General features: G+C 72.2%; 21 protein-coding genes and 1 pseudogene. 10 read left to right on the forward strand and 12 right to left on the reverse strand.

Annotated features, from left to right (window positions below; genetic code table 11):
* Nucleotides 1-350: 350 nt before the first annotated feature.
* On the reverse strand, nucleotides 351-731 hold the full coding sequence (locus FHX81_RS25845) for an Rv3235 family protein (RefSeq protein ID WP_141980610.1): 381 nt from the start codon (nucleotides 729-731) through the stop codon (nucleotides 351-353).
* A gap of 57 nt (nucleotides 732-788) precedes the next feature.
* On the opposite strand from FHX81_RS25845, the gene FHX81_RS25850 reads away from it, so the two are divergent.
* Nucleotides 789-1,199, forward strand: coding sequence for an HAD-IA family hydrolase (locus FHX81_RS25850; RefSeq protein WP_141980611.1), 411 nt, complete (start codon nucleotides 789-791; stop codon nucleotides 1,197-1,199).
* 307 nt (nucleotides 1,200-1,506) lie between these two features.
* Here the strand turns inward: FHX81_RS25850 and FHX81_RS25855 are convergent, their stop codons facing one another.
* Complete coding sequence (locus FHX81_RS25855) at nucleotides 1,507-2,253, reverse strand: TrmH family RNA methyltransferase (RefSeq protein WP_425473844.1); 747 nt, start codon at nucleotides 2,251-2,253, stop codon at nucleotides 1,507-1,509.
* A gap of 63 nt (nucleotides 2,254-2,316) precedes the next feature.
* On the opposite strand from FHX81_RS25855, the gene FHX81_RS25860 reads away from it, so the two are divergent.
* The 3 genes from FHX81_RS25860 to FHX81_RS25870 are packed head-to-tail and all read left to right on the forward strand — an operon-like array spanning nucleotide 2,317 to nucleotide 4,860.
* Nucleotides 2,317-2,985, forward strand: a complete 669-nt coding sequence (locus tag FHX81_RS25860) for a phosphotransferase (RefSeq protein ID WP_141980613.1) — start codon at nucleotides 2,317-2,319, stop codon at nucleotides 2,983-2,985.
* Nucleotides 2,986-2,995: 10 nt separating this feature from the next.
* Nucleotides 2,996-4,372 carry a WS/DGAT/MGAT family O-acyltransferase gene (locus FHX81_RS25865; RefSeq protein WP_141980614.1) on the forward strand — a complete coding sequence of 459 codons (1,377 nt, stop codon included), beginning with the start codon at nucleotides 2,996-2,998 and terminating at the stop codon, nucleotides 4,370-4,372.
* Nucleotides 4,369-4,860: a DUF6912 family protein gene (locus FHX81_RS25870; protein ID WP_141980616.1), complete on the forward strand. Its 492-nt coding sequence runs from the start codon at nucleotides 4,369-4,371 to the stop codon at nucleotides 4,858-4,860. Before FHX81_RS25865 ends, FHX81_RS25870 begins: the two co-directional genes overlap by 4 nt.
* Before the next feature lie 460 nt (nucleotides 4,861-5,320).
* Here the strand turns inward: FHX81_RS25870 and FHX81_RS43030 are convergent.
* From FHX81_RS43030 to aroA, 6 genes and pseudogenes are all read right to left on the reverse strand, one after another.
* Nucleotides 5,321-5,764: pseudogene (locus FHX81_RS43030) on the reverse strand (radical SAM protein); the annotation flags it as partial.
* Between the two features lie 2 nt (nucleotides 5,765-5,766).
* Nucleotides 5,767-6,549 carry a hypothetical protein gene (locus FHX81_RS25880; RefSeq protein ID WP_141980619.1) on the reverse strand — a complete coding sequence of 261 codons (783 nt, stop codon included), beginning with the start codon at nucleotides 6,547-6,549 and terminating at the stop codon, nucleotides 5,767-5,769.
* Complete coding sequence (locus tag FHX81_RS25885; protein WP_141980621.1) at nucleotides 6,546-6,887, reverse strand: nucleoside triphosphate pyrophosphohydrolase family protein; 342 nt, start codon at nucleotides 6,885-6,887, stop codon at nucleotides 6,546-6,548. Before FHX81_RS25885 ends, FHX81_RS25880 begins: the two co-directional genes overlap by 4 nt.
* A gap of 96 nt (nucleotides 6,888-6,983) precedes the next feature.
* A complete protein-coding gene (locus FHX81_RS25890) occupies nucleotides 6,984-7,352 on the reverse strand; it encodes a VOC family protein (RefSeq protein ID WP_246107973.1) in 369 nt (122 codons plus the stop codon).
* Nucleotides 7,353-7,599: 247 nt separating this feature from the next.
* Nucleotides 7,600-8,610: a ribosome small subunit-dependent GTPase A gene (rsgA, locus tag FHX81_RS25895; RefSeq protein WP_141980623.1), complete on the reverse strand. Its 1,011-nt coding sequence runs from the start codon at nucleotides 8,608-8,610 to the stop codon at nucleotides 7,600-7,602.
* 1 nt (nucleotide 8,611) lies between these two features.
* The gene (gene aroA / locus FHX81_RS25900) at nucleotides 8,612-9,901 is read right to left on the reverse strand and encodes a 3-phosphoshikimate 1-carboxyvinyltransferase (RefSeq protein ID WP_141980624.1); all 1,290 of its coding nucleotides are present in this window, start codon (nucleotides 9,899-9,901) and stop codon (nucleotides 8,612-8,614) included.
* 97 nt (nucleotides 9,902-9,998) lie between these two features.
* Here aroA and FHX81_RS25905 point away from each other — a divergent pair, with 97 nt between their 5' ends.
* A complete protein-coding gene (locus FHX81_RS25905; RefSeq protein ID WP_141980625.1) occupies nucleotides 9,999-10,760 on the forward strand; it encodes an SOS response-associated peptidase in 762 nt (253 codons plus the stop codon).
* Entirely contained in the window at nucleotides 10,757-11,371 is a 615-nt protein-coding gene (locus FHX81_RS25910) for an alpha/beta hydrolase family protein (RefSeq protein WP_141980627.1), read from the forward strand. The genes FHX81_RS25905 and FHX81_RS25910 overlap by 4 nt, the downstream gene beginning before the upstream one ends.
* 32 nt (nucleotides 11,372-11,403) lie before the next feature.
* Here the strand turns inward: FHX81_RS25910 and ybaK are convergent, their stop codons facing one another.
* Nucleotides 11,404-11,880 (reverse strand): Cys-tRNA(Pro) deacylase, encoded by a 477-nt coding sequence (ybaK, locus tag FHX81_RS25915; protein WP_141980629.1) that lies wholly within the window; start codon nucleotides 11,878-11,880, stop codon nucleotides 11,404-11,406.
* Nucleotides 11,881-12,094: 214 nt separating this feature from the next.
* Here ybaK and FHX81_RS25920 point away from each other — a divergent pair, with 214 nt between their 5' ends.
* Nucleotides 12,095-12,718 carry a sigma-70 family RNA polymerase sigma factor gene (locus FHX81_RS25920; RefSeq protein ID WP_141980630.1) on the forward strand — a complete coding sequence of 208 codons (624 nt, stop codon included), beginning with the start codon at nucleotides 12,095-12,097 and terminating at the stop codon, nucleotides 12,716-12,718.
* Nucleotides 12,718-13,032 (forward strand): mycothiol system anti-sigma-R factor, encoded by a 315-nt coding sequence (gene rsrA, locus FHX81_RS25925; protein WP_141980631.1) that lies wholly within the window; start codon nucleotides 12,718-12,720, stop codon nucleotides 13,030-13,032. The genes FHX81_RS25920 and rsrA overlap by 1 nt, the downstream gene beginning before the upstream one ends.
* Before the next feature lie 96 nt (nucleotides 13,033-13,128).
* On the opposite strand, the gene FHX81_RS43035 is transcribed toward rsrA, so the two are convergent.
* On the reverse strand, nucleotides 13,129-13,203 hold the full coding sequence (locus tag FHX81_RS43035; RefSeq protein ID WP_096498094.1) for a 50S ribosomal protein bL37: 75 nt from the start codon (nucleotides 13,201-13,203) through the stop codon (nucleotides 13,129-13,131).
* A 107-nt stretch (nucleotides 13,204-13,310) separates the two neighbouring features.
* Here FHX81_RS43035 and FHX81_RS25935 point away from each other — a divergent pair, with 107 nt between their 5' ends.
* A complete protein-coding gene (locus FHX81_RS25935) occupies nucleotides 13,311-13,526 on the forward strand; it encodes a biotin/lipoyl-binding carrier protein (protein WP_141980633.1) in 216 nt (71 codons plus the stop codon).
* A complete protein-coding gene (locus tag FHX81_RS25940) occupies nucleotides 13,527-15,005 on the forward strand; it encodes a PAS domain-containing sensor histidine kinase (RefSeq protein ID WP_141980635.1) in 1,479 nt (492 codons plus the stop codon).
* Between the two features lie 132 nt (nucleotides 15,006-15,137).
* Here FHX81_RS25940 and FHX81_RS25945 read toward each other — a convergent pair whose 3' ends face one another.
* Together FHX81_RS25945 and FHX81_RS25950 are read right to left on the reverse strand one after the other, a co-directional pair.
* Entirely contained in the window at nucleotides 15,138-15,392 is a 255-nt protein-coding gene (locus FHX81_RS25945; RefSeq protein WP_141980636.1) for a WhiB family transcriptional regulator, read from the reverse strand.
* A 225-nt stretch (nucleotides 15,393-15,617) separates the two neighbouring features.
* Nucleotides 15,618-16,562, reverse strand: coding sequence for a diacylglycerol/lipid kinase family protein (locus FHX81_RS25950; protein ID WP_141980638.1), 945 nt, complete (start codon nucleotides 16,560-16,562; stop codon nucleotides 15,618-15,620).
* Nucleotides 16,563-16,693: the final 131 nt, after the last annotated feature.

Below are 16,693 nucleotides of genomic sequence, written 5' to 3' on the forward strand. Positions count from 1 at the left end.
CACCCCGGCAACGTCCCCACCCCGCCGGCTCCTGCCCGTCCCTTCCCTCCACTCCGCCTCCCACTCCCACCTGCTGCCTGCGCTACCCGACCGCTCCGCTGCCCGCCGGTCGGCGACTGCGGGCGGTGAGCCGCGGGAGGTGGCGGTCGGCCGACGGCGGTGGTGGCCGTGGTGGTGGGTGGCGGCGGTCTGTGGTGGGCAGTGGGTTCGGTGGTGGTTGCGGGCGGCTGTCTCGATCAACCGAGGTACGGGAACAGTGTTTCCGTACATTTTCGGGGCGATCTCACCCGATCGTGTTCGGCCGGGGCGGGGCGGGGCCGGCGGTGGTGGCGGCCCCGCCCTCGTGGCGGTCAGGGGAGCAGGTGGAACTCGGTGCAGTGCCAACGGGAGCCCCGGCGTTCTACGCGGGCGGCGAATGCCCGGACCTTGGTCGGCATGTGGAGGGTTCCCGCCAGTTCCGCAGCATCCGGCGACACGTGGCAGAGCCGGTAGCGGCCGAGGCGGGCTCGGGTCGGGGCGGCGGCTTCGGTCACGGTGGTCAGGGCGCGGGGCGCGAACGTGGCCGACAGTTGCCGTGGTGGGCGGCGGCCGCTCAGCGCCTCCACCAGCGGGAACAGGAAGTGGCGGGCGTCCAGCGGCGCGCAGGCCGGCGGTGGGGGAGCCGACGGTGCGGTGGTGGGGCCGGCGGCCGCGGGCTTCGTGGCCGACAGGGTGCGCAGTCGAGGTGGCATGCTGAACCGAGGGCGGACGGCCGGGGTTTCGTACCAAGATCACCCGATGGAGGCACGGTGCGGGGACTCGTTCTCGACTTCGGCGGTGTCCTGACCGACCTCGGCGACGACCACACGGCCACCGAACCGCCCCTGCTCGCCGCCACGCGCCAAGCCCGTCACCAGGGCATCCTCACCGCGATGCTGTCCAACGCCGACTTCCTGTGGCGACCGCCGGCGGGCTGGGAGGACCTGTTCGACGTCGTCATCACCTCCGGCGAGGTCGGCATGGCGAAACCCGACCGCCGCGTCTACCTGCTCGCCGCCGAACGCCTCGGCCTGCCGACGCACGAGTGCGTCTTCGTGGACGACCTCGCGGTCAACGTCCGGGGCGCGGCGGCCGCCGGAATGGTCGGCGTGCACCACCAGTCCGTGCACGCCACGCTCGAGGAGTTGGAAACGCTGCTCCAGGTCCCCCTGCGGGGTTAACCCGTCACGAACGGCCACGGCGAATACACCTGCGCGGTGCATTGCCGGTCACTCGGCCCCGCTCGTACGTTCTGTGCGCTACCGAAGAATCCCACACGATGAACGGCACGACCGCGTGCTGCTGTTCCGCGCCCGGCGCTGTACGAGGGGCCCGGGTGCGGGACGCCGAGGGCTGATCGGGACGGCCCGACGGGTACCGCGTCGGGTGGCTGTGGTGAGCCACCGATCAGCCGGGTTAGGCAGCGCGGGTGTCCGACGGCCCTCCGGCACCCGCGCTGCGCCAACCCGCCAACCCGGGGAGACCTCGTCACGACTCCCGGCGGCGCACGACCTCGAAGCACAGCACGGCCGCCGCGCTGGCCACGTTCAACGACTCCACCCCCGCCGCCATCGGGATCGACAACCACCCGGTCACGTGCGGCCGCACGTCGTCCGAGATCCCGGCCGTCTCACTGCCCAGCACGAACGCCGCCCGCGCCGGCAGGTCCGCCGAGTACACCGTCGACCGGGCCTGGGCGTCGAGCGCGAAGACCGGGTACCCCGCGCCCCGCAACGCCGCCACGGCCTCCGCCGCCGTCCCGCACCGCAGCACCGGCGCCCGGAACGCCACCCCCGCCGAAGCCTTCACCACCATGGGGTCGATCGACGCCACACCCCGCCGCGGCACCACGATGCCGTCCATCCCCGCCGCCGTCGCCGTGCGCAGGATCATGCCGACGTTCGCCGGGGTGGTGATCCCGTCCAGCACGAGCACGTGCCGCGGCCGGTCGCGCAGCCCCGGCTCCAGCGGCCGCATCCGGGGCGCGACCACGTCCGCCAGCACGCCCTGGTCCTGCTTGCCGTTCCCGGCCAGCACCTTGACCCGCTGCGCCGACGCCCGCTGCACCGCGACACCGCGCCGACCGGCCGCGTCCAGGATCTCCCGGGCGGCCGCACCCCGGGCGGTGTCGGCGAGCACGACCTTGTCGACCTCGAGCCGCGGGTCGTCCAACGCCTCCAGCACGGGCTTGCGGCCGTACACGGTGACGAACTTGTCCTTGGGTGACACATCCACGGAGCAAGTGTCCTCTACCCGTTTGGGGCTTGTTTCTTCGCTGTCAATCATGATGATCGTCACATGACACCGCGCGACGAGGCGCATCGTCTGCTGGCCAGCGGCCGGGAGGCGGACGTCTACCTGCGTCCCGACGGCCTGCTGGTCAAGCGCAGCCGCACGGGCCGCGACCCGGGCCCCGAGGCCGAGCTGATGCGCTACCTGCGCCGGCACGGCGTACCGGTGCCCAGGGTGGCGGACGCCTCGGGCACCGACCTGGTGATGGAGTACGTCCCGGGCCCGCGCATGTCGCAGGAGCTGGACGCCAAGCCGTGGCGGGCGGGCGCGCTGGGCCGTGAGCTGGCCGAGCTGCACCGCAAGCTGGACGCGGTGCCGGCGCCGGAGTTCCTGCACGGCGACGGCGACCTGCTGCACCTGGACCTGCACCCCGGCAACGTGGTGATGGGGCCGGAGGGCGCGGTCGTGGTCGACTGGGGCAGCGCGCGCAAGGGCGACCGGAAGGTCGACGTGGCGCTGAGCTGGCTGGCGATCGCGGTGGCGCCGCTGCGGCCGTTCAAGCGGCTCGCCCGGTCCCGGATGGTGCGCGGGTTCCTGTCCGGGGTCGACGGCTCGGTGCGGGCCGAGGCGCGGCGGGCGATGCCGGCCGCCGCGGCGATCAGGCTGGCCCGGCACGAGCGGGACGAAGCCGAGGTCAGCGCCGTGCACCGGTTGGTGCGCGACTGCACCGACTAGCCTGGACCGCATGCCCGACCGCCTGTCCGCGCTGGACGCCTCGTTCCTGTACCTGGAGGACTCCACGACGCCGATGCACGTCGGCGGGGTGGCGGTGTTCCGGCGGCCGCGCACGGGCTTCGACTACGACCGCCTGGTCGACCTGGTGGAACAGCGGCTGTCGTTGGTGCCCCGGTACCGGCAGAAGGTCGTGCACGTGCCCGGGCGGCTCGCGCGGCCGGTGTGGGTGGACGACGCGGACTTCGACGTCACCTACCACGTGCGGCGGTCGGCGTTGCCGAAGCCGGGCAGCGACCAGCAGCTGCACGACCTGGTGGCCCGGCTGATGTCGCGCCCGCTGGACCACACCCGCCCGCTGTGGGAGGTCTACCTGGTGGAGGGCCTGGCCCGGAACCGGATCGCGGTGATCACCAAGACGCACCAGGCGATGGTGGACGGCGTGGGCGCGCCGGAGATCGGGCAGGTGATGCTGGACTCGTCGGCCACGCCCCGGCCGCCGGTGGAGTCGCTGTGGATGCCGTCGCCGGCGCCGAGCGGGCTGCAACTGGTGGCCGACGCGGTCGCGGAGGCCGTGCAGCGGCCCGGTGAGGTGGTGGAGAACGCCCGCTCGGCCGCGATGGACACGGTCGCCACCGTGCGCAAGGTCGCCGGGGTGTTCGGCGGGCTGGCCTCGGCGGTGCGCACCGCCGCGACGCCCGCGCCCGGCAGCCCGTTGAACGTGCGGATCTCGCCGCAGCGGCGGTTCGCGGTGGCGCGCGCCCGGCTGGACGTGTTCCGGGCGATCCGGCGGGCGCACGGCGGCACGGTGAACGACGGGGTGCTGGCGGTGCTGTCCGGGGCGCTGCGGAACTGGCTGCTGTCGCGCGGCGAGGTCGTGTCGGCGGGCACCACGATCCGGGCGATGGCGCCGATGTCGGTGCGCGACGACGAGACGCAGGTGTCGGCGTACCTGGTGGACCTGCCGGTGGGGGAGCCGAACCCGGTCGTGCGGCTGCACCACGTGTCGCACGCGATGCGCGCGCACCAGGAGTCGGGGCAGTCGGTGGCGGCGCAGACGTTGGTGCGGTTCTCGGGCTTCGCGCCGCCGACCCTGCACGCGCTCGGCGCGCGGGCGGCGTCGTCGTTCTCGCGGCGGTTGTTCAACGTGGTCGTGACGAACGTGCCCGGTCCCCAGGTGCCGCTGTACGCGGCGGGGGCGAGGATGACCGAGATGTTCCCGGTTGTGCCCTTGGCGAAAAACCAGGCGCTGTCGATCGGCGTGACGTCTTATGACGGTGGCGTGTACTTCGGGCTGAACGCCGACCGCGACGCGATGTCCGATGTGGACGTGCTGGCGGCGATGGTCGAGGAGTCGGTGGAGGAACTGATGGGAACGGTGTCCGCATGAGGGTGTACCTCCCGGCAACCGTCGCGATGTTGCGCGACCTGGTGGAGCACGGCGAGTTCGTCGCGGTGGGCGGGACGGCGTTCGCGCTGACGCCCGCGCTGCGCGAGTCCTACGCGACCGGTGACACGGAGGAGCTGGAGTACTCGGCCATGCTCGACGCGGCACGCGGTTCGCTGCGGTTGATCGCGGGTGACGAGAAGGCCGTGCCGCGGCGCGCGGTGGTGTCGGCGGACGTGGAGGACGTCAAGCTGCGGCCGGACCTCGACTTCTCGGTGGTGAAGCTGTCCGGGCCGGTGCCGCTGAAGGCGGTCGCGGCGATCCACCTGGACACGTCGGAGGCCGAGGACGACGTGCGGGCGGCGGCGGACGTGATCGACGCGGCGGACCTGGGTGACCCGGACGCGGAGTTCGCGCTGGGCGGTGCGGAGGACCACGAGCTGGCCTGGTACGCGCCGCAGGAGCTGCCGTTCCTGCTGGAGCTGATGTAGTCGGGGTGGTTCGAGCCGGGGTGGTTCAGCACGGGGTGCTGCGCCGCCTGCGCTCCCGCACGCGGTGGGCGTTCGAGGTGGGGTCGGCGTGGTCGAGCCACTTCCGCACGATGTCTTCGTCGTGGACCGAGCCGAGTTCGACGTAGGCGTTCGGGTCGGCGCCGTCCACGGCGTAGGCGCGCCCCGTCTGACTGGTGAAGAAGTAGCTCTTCGACCGCGCCGCCGCCGCGTTCACCTCGACCGGCAGGTCGGGGCAGGACGACACGACCCGGTCGACCGCCGCGGCGAACTCGTCCGCGCCCAGCTGGAAGCCCGGTTTGTTGCGCACCGCGATCGGACCCACGGGCCAGAACTCGTACAGGGACCAGATCGCGATGCGGTACCGGGAGAGGAGTCGGCCGAGCTGGACCAGGTCGCCCGCGTTCACCCTCGACACCACCGTGTTGATCTTTATCGGCACCTGTCCCTGGAGGCGTTCGACCACGTGCAGCACGCGGTCCAGGTGCCCGGCGCGGTCCCTCATCCGGGTGTGCACCGCGTCCGTGCTGCCGTCCACGGGAAGGCCGACCAGGTCGACTGTCGCGGCGATGTCGGCCAGCGACCGCTCGGCCCAGCCCAGCGCGTTGGTGTCGACTTGGACGAACGTGATCTGGGGCAGTTCGGCGCGCACGTGGCCGAGCAGTTCGGGGAACCTGCGGTACCGGAACGGGTCGCCGCCCCCGAAGGTGATCGACTCGGCTCCCAGCTCCACGAGCCTCCCCACGACGTCGAGCCACGTGTCGTAGGCCGACGCACGCCCGTCGAACGGCAGGTAGCAGAACCGGCAGGCCAGGTTGCACCGGTCGAGGAAGTTGAAGGAGACCCGGGTCGGCAGGCCGTCCCCGGTCGACGTGTGCCCGGTCATCGTCACCGCTCCGGCCGGGCCACTCCGCGGGGCTCCGCGGCGGCGTCCAGCGAGGCGGCGGTGACCCTGTGCACGGTCGGGTCGAACTCCACCGCGTCGCTGATCAAGCGCTCGGTCGAGAGGCGGAGGAGGTCGTACACCTTGCTCCCCTTGCCCGCGAACTCGAACGAGACGGAGTCCTGCCTGGCCGCGCGGTAGGGCTTGATGTCGATCTGCACCCGGCCGGAGTCGGAGTCGGGGTCGAGCGCGATCAGCGATGCCATCGGTACCGTCCGGTGGACCAGCACCCGGAAGCGCTGGCGCTCGTCGGGGGCGAGTTTCGCCCGCAACGCCCACAGGCTGGACAGCGTCCCCTGCACCCGGGAGACCAGGTACTCGCGCTCCACGTTCAAGTGACGGGCCAGGGCGTCGACGTAGTCGGCCGTCGGGTCGACGATGGCGATGTCGAACGAGATCTTGTTCGGGCCGCGCACCAGCAGCTCGATCTCGTCCACGACGCCTTCCATCTCGGCGCCCTGCGCCATCCAGTACGCCGAGATGAGCACCCGGTTCCTGGCGAAGGCGAGGTAGTCCGAGAGCCGGGCCGCGTTGCGGTAGCGACCGTAGTCGGCGCGGGAGGCGTAGAAGTTGGACAGCCCCGCCCTCGTCATGCGCACCGCCAGGTTCCGGCGGTGCCGCGAACCGCGCATGGGGACGATGAGCCGCCTGTTCCAGCGCACGAGCAGCGCGACGGCGGCGGCGGATAATATCCCGCCGACCACACCGATCCACAGGTCCTGGATCATCGCTCGGCCGCCACCTTCGCCGCGAGTTCCCGCATCGTGCGCACGAAGGCGCGTTCCAGGTCGACGTCGAGCAGCCGGGCCAGCACGATCACCGACCACAGGCAATCCGAGAGCTCGTGCTCGACGCGCTCGCGGACGTCGGTGTCGGCGGACCTGAGCCCTTGCTCGGCCATCACCAGCTTGGCCAGGTCGCCCACGTCACCGACGAAGCCGAGCACGGTCTCGGCGACGGTCCAGGGCCGACCGGCCTGGTCCTGCTGGACCCGCCGGTACCCGTCGTGGACGGCGTACGCCCGGGCGCGGACTTCTTCGAAGGTGAGCTGTTCCGGAGCGGGCATCGAGGGCCTTTCCGCCGTGGGCCGCCGCAGTGGCGTTCACGCGGGTCGCCGAACGCCGGGATGATGCCAGTCAGTCGTCCGCCGAGGTCGGTTGCGTTACATGCCCGCCGCGGGCTGCCAGAGCTCGATGCGGTTGCCCTCGGGGTCGACGCACCACCCGAACCGGCCGAACTCGGAGTCCTCGGTCTGCGGCAGCACCTCGACGCCCCGGCTGCGCAGCTGCGCCAGCAGCTCGGCCAGGTCGTCCACCCTGAGGTTGATCATCGCGCGTTGACCCGGTTCGCCGAAGTAGTCCGTGTCGTTGGCGAACAGGGCGAACGTCGTCGTCTCGGCCGCGTCCCAGTGGAACGTGATGGCACCGCCGTCGCTCATCGGCACGCCGAGGTGCCGGCGGTACCACTCGGCCATCCGCTCGGGGTTGCGGGCGCGCAGGAACACGCCGCCGATGCCAGTCACCTTCGCCACGGCTGGGGACCGTACTACCGCGACCCGGGACGGGCCCATGGACGCGGTCACGTCGCCACCCGATCCGGTCAACGAAACGGCGGGAGCTTACCCACCCGGCCGCGTTGATCGTGACGCTCCGCTGTGCGTGTGACGGTGCGTGATCGACTGCGGTGCGTGGCCGAGCGCGGCACGCGCGCGTCCTGAGCGTTGAATTCAGGGGTCCTGAACGTACGACACGCGGGACCTGGACGTACGACTCGCGCGGTTAGTCGTATTCCTCCAGTTTGCTGCGGGAGGCCAGAAGGCGGCGCAGGGAGGCCAGGCGGCCGGGGGAGGCCTCACCCGTGCGGACGAGGTCGTCCAGCATGCAGTCCGGGTCCTCGGGCGCGCCCAGGTGGCCGCAGCCCGACGGGCACTCCTCGGCCATCGCCTTCATGTCCGGGAACGCGGCGACGATGTCGTCCGGGGTGATGTGCGCCAGGCCGAACGAGCGGATGCCGGGCGTGTCCACCGCCCAGCCGCCCTCGGGCAGCGGCAGGGCGACGGTCTGCGTCGACGTGTGCCGGCCCTTGCCGACGCCGCTCACCACGCCCACCGCCCGGTGCGCGTCCGGCACCAGCTTGTTCACCAGCGTCGACTTGCCCACGCCGGAGTGCCCGATCAGCGCCGACAGCCGGTCCACCAACCGGGCCCGCAGCTCCTGCGGGTCCTGGTCGGACCGCGTCACGACCACCGGCAGGTCCAGCTCGGCGTAGGCGGCCAGCAGCTCGTCCGGCGGCGCGAGGTCCGACTTGGTCAGGCACAGCAGCGGTTCCAGCCCGCCCGCGTACGCCGCCACCAGGCAGCGGTCGATGAAACCCCGGCGCGGCTGCGGGTCCGCCAACGCCGACACGATCACCAACTGCCCCGCGTTGGCCACCACCACCCGCTCGAACGGGTCCGTGTCGTCCGCCGTGCGCCGCAGCACGCTGCGCCGCTCCTCCACCCGGACGATCCGCGCCAACGTGTCCGGCTGACCGGACGTGTCGCCCACCAACCCCACCTGGTCGCCGACGACCACCGGTGTGCGGCCCAGCTCCCGCGCCCGCATGGCGACGACCAACCGCGCCGGGTCGTCCTCCACCGCGCACGTCCACCGCCCCCGGTCCACCCCGACGACCATGGCGGGCACCGCGTCCGCGTGCTCCGGCCTGCGCTTGCTGCGCGGCCGGGTCCCCTTGCCCGGCCGCACCCGCACGTCGGACTCGTCCAACCGCCGCCAGTCGCCGCGTGCCACGTCAGCGCGCCCCCGGCAGCGACAGCATGGCCGCCCACATGCCCGGGAAGTCCGGGATCGTCTTGGTGGTCGACCCGATGTCGTCCACCGACACGCCGCCGACCACCAGGCCGATGATCGCGCCCGCGGTGGCCATCCGGTGGTCGGCGTAGGCCTGCCACACGCCGCCGTGCAGCGGCCGGGGCTCGACGACCAGGCCGTCCTCGGTCTCGGTCGCGTCGCCGCCCAGCCGGTTGATCTCGGTGACGAGCGCGGCGAGCCGGTCCGTCTCGTGGCCGCGGATGTGCGCCACACCGCGGATGTGGGTCGGACCGTCGGCGAGCGCCGCCAGGGCCGCCACGGTCGGCGTCAGCTCGCTCTCGTCACGCAGGTCCACGTCGATCCCGGTCAGCCGGTCCGGGCCGCGCAGCACGAGGCCCGCGTCGGTCAGCTCGACCTCGCAGCCCATCCGCTCGAACAGGTCCCGTGCCGCACCGCCCGGCTGGGTCGTGCTCGCGGGCCAGCCCGGGATCGTCACCCGGCCGCCGGTCACGGCCGCCGCCGCCAGGAACGGCGTGGCGTTGGACAGGTCCGGCTCCACGTACCAGTCCCGGCCCCGGATCGGACCGGGCTCGACCCGCCACTCGTCCGGCGCGGAGTCGTCCACCACGACACCCGCCTCGCGCAGCATCGCCACGGTCATCTCGATGTGGGGCAGCGAGGGCACCGGCTTCCCCCCGGAGGCGCCGGCACCGTGCCGCACGGTCACGCCGCTCTCGTACCGCGCGCCCGACAGCAGCAGCCCGGACACGAACTGGGACGACGCCGACGCGTCGATGGTGACCTCGCCGCCCGGCACGCCGCCCTTGCCGTGCAGCGAGAACGGCAGCGCGTCGCCCGCCACGTCCGCGCCCAGCGCCCGCAGCGCGGCCAGGATCGTGGTCATCGGCCGGGTCCGCGCGTGCGGGTCGCCGTCGAAGGTGATGTCACCGACCGCGAGCGCGGCGGCGGGCGGCAGGAACCGCATCACGGTGCCCGCCAGCCCGCAGTCGACCTGCGCCGGGCCGCGCAGCTCGTGCGGCGTGACCAGCCAGGACCCGTCCGGGCCGTCGACCACGTCGACGCCGAGCGACCGCAGCGCGGCGACCATCAGGTTCGTGTCGCGGCTGCGCAGCGGGGCGTGCAGCGCGGACGCGCGGTCGGCCAGCGCGGCGAGCACGAGCGCGCGGTTGGTGATGGACTTGGAACCGGGCACGGGTACCGTCGCGTCGACCGGGCCGTCGGCGGTGGGAGCGGACCACTGCTGAGTCATGCCCCGATGATTCCGCATCGGGTCACCGACAGCTCGCACCGGGCTTTCCGACGTGCGACGATGGCCCGGACGGTGATCCGCGGAGAGGGTGGTCGGTGTGTGCGGCAGGTACGCGTCCACGAAGAACCCGGCGCTGCTCGCGGCGGAGTTCGACGCGGTCGACGGGACCGGGGGCGCCGCGCCGGGCCCGGACTACAACGTCGCGCCGACCAAGCAGGTGCTCGCCGTGGTGGAGCGGCACCCGCGTGACGACGAGGGCAACCCCGACCCGGACACGACCGAGCGCAGCGTCCGCGTGATGCGCTGGGGTCTGGTGCCGCACTGGGCCAAGGACCTCTCCGGCGCCGCGAAGATGATCAACGCGCGGGCGGAGAGCGTGCTGGACAAGCCCGCCTACCGCGACTCGGCGGCCAAGCGCCGGTGCATCGTCCCGGCCGCCGGCTGGTACGAGTGGCAGCCCGGCGAGGGCCGCAAGCAGCCGTACTTCATCAACCCCGGTGACGACTCCAGCCTCGCCCTGGCGGGCATCTGGTCGGTGTGGTGGCAGCAGGAGGGCGACGAGCGCAAGCCGATCATCACGTGCGCCGTGCTCACCACGGACGCGATCGGCGAGATGACCGCCGTGCACCACCGGATGCCGCTGGTGCTGCCGAAGGACCGCTGGGCGGCGTGGCTCGACCCGGACAACGCCGACCCCGAGGACCTGCTCCGGCCCGACCCGGCGCTGGTCGACGCGCTGGAGCTGCGCCCGGTGTCGATGAAGGTGAACAGCATCAAGAACAACGACCCGTCGCTGATGGACGCGGTCGCGCTGGGGGAGTCCGAGAAGCCGGAGCCCACCTTGTTCGAGCTGACATGACCTCGCGGGTGGTCGACACCCCGTACGGTCCCGCGCGGGCCGAGCTGCACTGCGCGTCGGAGAGCCGGGCGGCGCTGCTGCTCGGGCACGGCGCGGGCGGCGGGATCGCCGCGCCCGACCTGGTGGCGGCGACCCGCGCGGCGGTGGGCGTCGGCGTGCACGTGGCGCTGGTGGAGCAGCCGTACCGGGTGGCCGGCCGCCGCGCGCCCGCACCCGCCAAGCAGCTCGACGCGGCGTGGCTCGCGGTGGCGGACGACCTGGGCACGAGCTGGTTCGACGACCTGCCGCTGGTGTTCGGCGGCCGGTCGTCGGGCGCGCGGGTGGCGTGCCGCACGTCGTCGGAGGGCCAGGCCGTGGCGGTGGTGTGCCTGGCGTTCCCGGTGCACCCGCCGGGCAAGCCGGAGAAGTCCCGGATGCCCGAGCTGGACGGCGTCGAGGTGGCCACCCTGGTGGTGCAGGGCGAGAACGACCCGTTCGGCCGGCCGGCGGCCGCGCACCACCGCGACGTCGTGCTGCTGCCCGGCGACCACAACCTCAAGGCCGACGTGGCCGCGGTGGGCCGGACCGTGGGCGAGTGGCTGGACCGCGTGCTGCGCCCGCTCGAGGTCTGATCGGGCGGGTCCGGCACGACGACCCGGCCGCGTCAGGCCGAGATCGGCGCGACGACCGCCTGCGCCAACCGGACCAGGTCACCCGGCGCGATCTCGACCTCCAGCCCGCGCCGCCCGGCCGAGCAGAAGATGGTGTCGAAGCCCTCCGCCGACGCGTCCAGCGCCAGCGGCAGCCGCTTGCGCTGCCCCAGCGGCGAGATGCCGCCCGCCACGTACCCGGTGGCGCGCTCGGCGGCCGCGACGTCGGCCATCTTCGCCTTCTTCCCGCCCACGGCGGCGGCCAGCGCCTTCAGGTCGAGCTGCCCGGTGACCGGGACCACGCCGACGGCCAGCTTGCCGTCCACCTCGGCGACCAGCGTCTTGAACACGCGTTCGGGCGGCACGCCCAAGGCCTCCGCAGCCTCCAGCCCGTACGACTCGTGGCGGGGGTCGTGCTCGTACGCGTGCAGCGTGTGGGCCACCTTCTGCTTGTCCAGCAACGCGGTGGCGGGCGTCCCACGTCCGGCCATGATCGCGCACGATAGTGCAGGGAATGCCCGGCGCGACCGTCGCGTTGGTGCGAGCGTGGCTACCGAGGTGATGGACCAGCAGGTCGGCCGGCAGGTCAGGGCACGCCCACCGCGTGGGTCGGCCCACTGCCGTCCGGGTGACCGCCGCGTATCCTCGACTGCGTCCCAGACAGTTCCGGCCACCGCGCCGACCAGCCGGTGGGAAGGGAGCGCGGTGCCAGCCACGCGAACGCAGGACACGCCGACTGACGAGACAACGGCCGAGCGCGCCGCCAGGTTCGAACGCGACGCGATGCCGATGCTCGACCAGTTGTACTCGGCGGCCCTGCGGATGACCCGCAACCCGGCCGACGCCGAGGACCTGGTCCAGGAGACCTACCTCAAGGCCTATGCCGCCTTCGCGTCCTTCTCGCAGGGCACGAACCTCAAGGCCTGGCTGTACCGCATCCTCACCAACACCTACATCAACGGCTACCGCAAGAAGCAGCGCCAGCCGATCCAGCAGCCGACGGACGAGATCACCGACTGGCAGTTGGCGCAGGCGGAGAGCCACACGTCGACCGGGCTGCGGTCGGCGGAGGTCGAGGCGATGGACCGGCTGCCGGACTCAGACGTCAAGGAAGCCTTGCAGCGACTGCCGGAGGAGTTCCGGATCGCGGTGTACCTCGCGGACGTGGAGGGCTTCGCCTACAAGGAGATCGCAGACATCATGGGCACCCCCATCGGCACCGTGATGTCCCGGTTGCACCGGGGCCGCAGGCAGCTTCGCGACCAGTTGGCGGACACCGCGCGCGAGCGCGGCATCATCCGCGACGGTCACCAGGAGGTGGCGGGCTGATGAGCTGCGGCGAACCGCACGAGACGGACTGCTCCGAGGTCCTGTCCGAGGTCTACCTGTTCCTCGACCACGAGTGCGACGAGAAGCGCAAGGAACTGCTCCAGACCCACCTGGAGGAGTGCCACCCGTGCCTGGAGCAGTACGGCATCGAGGAGCACCTGAAGGCGCTGCTGGCCCGCAAGTGCGGCGGCGAGCACGCGCCCGAGGAGCTGCGGCGGCGGCTGCGCGCCCGGCTCTACCAGACCGCGGAGCAGACGACGGTCGAGGTCGAGGTCACCACGACGGTCACCAGGACCGAGAAGTCGACCAGCTGAGCGACCGGGGTGCCTTCGGGGTACCCCAGAGATGAACCCCTGAAAGTCGACGGCCCCGGAGCGGGTGCTCCGGGGCCGTCGCACGCATGACGTCCGTCAGGCGTTGGGGCGCTTCCCGTGGTTGGCGCCGCCCTTCTTGCGGTCGCGGCGCTTGCGGGCACGCTTCGACATGGGGTTCTCCTAGTGCTCGAACTACCTCACCCCAGTGTGTCACGCGGTCACCTCGGCACGGCACCGGGTCTGAATCGTGGTTGGATGGACGCGGACTAAGGAGGACCATGGCCGAGGAAATCCGGGCCGAGATCGTGGCGAACGTGGCCCAGATCGCCGTCAAAGAGGGTGACGAGGTCACGCACGAGACCACCGTCGTGGTGCTGGAGAGCATGAAGATGGAGATCCCGGTCCTCCCCGAGGGAGCCGGCCGGATCACCCGCATCGCCGTGGCCCCCGGTGACGTGGTCCAGGAGGGCGACCTCATCGCGGTGGTGGAGTAGCTGTCCACGCTCACCGACCTCCTGGCCGAGCACACCAAGCTCTCCGGCGGCGCCGTCGACCACCTGCAACTGGTGGTCGCCGAGTGGCAGCTGCTGTCCGACCTCAGCTTCGCCGACTTCCTGATGTGGGTGCCGCTGGACGACACCACGTTCCTGTGCGTCGCCCAGGCCCGGCCGACGACCGCGCCCACCGCGCACCCCGAGGACGTCGTCGGCAGCATGGTGGACGTCGAGGAGCACCCCCAGCTGCGTCGCGCCATGACCGAGGCCCGGATCTGCCGCGAGGAGGACCCGCGCTGGCACCTGGGCGTGCCGGTGCGCCGCGAGGCCATCCCGGTCAAGCGGGACGGTGAGGTCATCGGGGTGCTCAGCCGCAACACGAACCTGGCCGTGCCGCGCGTGCCGAGCCCGCTGGAGATCTCCTACCTGGGCAGCGCCGCCGACCTGTGCCAGATGATCTCCGACGGCACGTTCCCGACCACCGAGCCGTCCCCGGACGTGCACACCAGCCCCCGCGTCGGTGACGGCCTGATCCGGCTGGACGCGTCGGGCGCGGTGGTGTTCGCCAGCCCCAACGCGCTGAGCGCCTACCACCGCATGGGCCACGCGTCCGACCTGGTCGGCGTGCACCTGGCCCCGCTGACCCGGTCCCTGATCGGCGACCCGTTCGACGCCACCGAGGTGGCGCAGCGCATCCGGGCCGCCCTGGACGGCCAGCCGTCGATGCGCATCGAGGCCGAGTCGCGCCGCGGCGCGGCGGTGCTGTTCCGGGCCCTGCCGCTGCGCCCGCGGGGCAGCGCGGCGGGCGCGCTGGTGCTGTGCCGCGACGTCACCGAGGTCCGCCGCCGCGACCGCGCCCTGATGTCGAAGGACGCGACGATCCGCGAGATCCACCACCGGGTGAAGAACAACCTCCAGACGGTGGCCGCGCTGCTGCGCCTGCAGAGCAGGCGGACCAGCAGCGAGGAGGCGCGCGAGGCGCTGGCCGAGTCGGTGCGCCGCGTCACGTCCATCGCCCTGGTGCACGAGACGCTGTCCATGTCGGTGGACGAGCGGGTGGACCTGGACGACGTGGTGGACAAGGTCATCCCGATGATGTCGGACGTGGCCGCCACCGAGTCGCAGGTGGTGGTGCGCCGGGAGGGCCCGTTCGGCATCGTCCCGGCGGAGCTGGCGACCCCGTTGGTGATGGTGCTGACCGAGCTCGTGCAGAACGCGTTCGAGCACGCGTACGCGGCGGGCCAGCGCGGCGAGGTCGTCGTGCACGCCGAGCGCTCGGCGAAGTGGCTGGACGTGGTGATCTCCGACGACGGCCGCGGCCTGCCCCAGGGCTTCTCGCTGGAGCGCACCGACCGGCTCGGCCTGCAGATCGTCAGGACGCTGGTGGAATCCGAACTCAGGGGCTCGTTGAGCTTGCGGCGGCGGCCCCGAGGCGGTACAGAGGCGGTCCTGCGCGTACCGCTCAGGGCACGGCGTTAGACTGCTCCCCGTGCACACGTGACGACCTACCTCAGCGGAGTCACGTGGTCATGCGGGAGGGTGTGCAACACAAAGCGAAGGGCCCGACACCTGGCACGGTGTCGGGCCCTTCGTCTGCTTGACGGATGCGGCTCAGGCGTTGCTGCGAGCCCGGGTGCGAGCGTTGCGGCGCTTGAGGGCGCGACGCTCGTCTTCGCTCATCCCGCCCCACACGCCGGCGTCCTGGCCGCTCTCCAACGCCCACGAGAGGCAGTCGGCGACGACGGGGCAACGGCGGCAGACGGTCTTCGCCTCGGCGATCTGCAGGAGCGCAGGACCGCTGTTCCCCACGGGGAAGAACAGCTCGGGGTCCTCGTCGCGGCAGATCGCGCGGTGGCGCCAGTCCATTGGAACTACTCCTCAGCTAGGCGCGCGCGAAGGCGCGCCACTCGTCAGCGGTCGGTTTTGGGGTGCTTGTGAATGCTTTCACGAACGGCCGGGATGTCAAGGGTTTAGCCCCAACCCGGTGAGTGAACTCACCCGAAAGATCGACTGAGTTCACGTGGCGTTCTCGCCGCGGTGTCACAGCAGGTCACAACATCGCGGATCGGTACCGGGGCGGTCACACCACGGTCACACGGCGACCGTCAGCGCGCCCGGCACGCCGGTGAACTCCACCTCGGTGCACGCGCCGAGCAAGTCGCCGTCCACCTGCAGGTTGACGGCTTCCGGACTCGTCACCCGGACGAACTCGACGTCGTCGCGCCGGAGCAGGTTCCCGCCTTTGGGGTTCCCATCCGTGGCCAAGAGATGCGCGACATAGCGAAGAACCGTGGGCAATCCCATCCCGTGCAGCGCGAACAGGCCGAGACCGCCGTCGAACGACGTGCTCGGGTTGAGCCGGATCGCCTTGTCGCCGAGGTAGGTCCACGGGTCGGTGTTGGAGATGAACGCCAGCCGGACGTCCTCGAACGGCGGCTCGTCCGGGATGTGCACGGTGAGCGTCGGCGGCTGCCTCCGCTGGGTGAAGTAGCTGGTCAGCGCGGTGCGCGCGTAGAGGGCGGGTGACGCCTGGCGGCCCTTCGCGCGTTGCTGCTCCACGGCCGCGACCACGTCGGCGTCCCAGCCGACGCCCGCGTTGAAGGTGAACCAGCGGTCGTGGTCGAGCCCCGCGCCGGTGGCCGCGACGTGACCGACGCTGACCTTGCGGCTGGTGCCGTGCTCGATGGCCTGCAGCAGCCGGTAGGTCGCCTCGACGGGGTCGCGGGGCAGGCCGAGCGCGCCCGCGAACACGTTCGCCGACCCGCCGGGCACGACGCCGAGCATGGGCAGGCCGGGCCGCGCGCCCTCGCGCAGCACGCCGTTGACCACCTCGTTCACCGTGCCGTCGCCGCCGTGGGCCACGACCAGGTCGTAGCCGTCCACGACGGCCTGCGCGGCGGCGTCCGCCGCGTGGCCGCGGTAGTCCGTCTCGACGATGTCGAGCTTCACATCGCTGGCCAGTGCGTGCGCGAGCACGTCCCGACCGGCAGGCGTGGTTGCCGTTGCCTGCGGGTTGACCACCAGAAGTGCGCGCACCCTTGCAGAGTAAGACAGCGCGTGACCTCGGACAGGTTGCGTGTCACCCGGTAGGCGGGTCAGACGCGCACGAAAGTGGCCGATGTCTCCTTTCCGTGTCGCGTTTCCGCGTCGTCCTGCGTCTCGCGACA

Origin of the sequence: Saccharothrix saharensis, assembly GCF_006716745.1 — a bacterium.
Lineage (GTDB): Bacteria > Actinomycetota > Actinomycetes > Mycobacteriales > Pseudonocardiaceae > Actinosynnema > Actinosynnema saharense.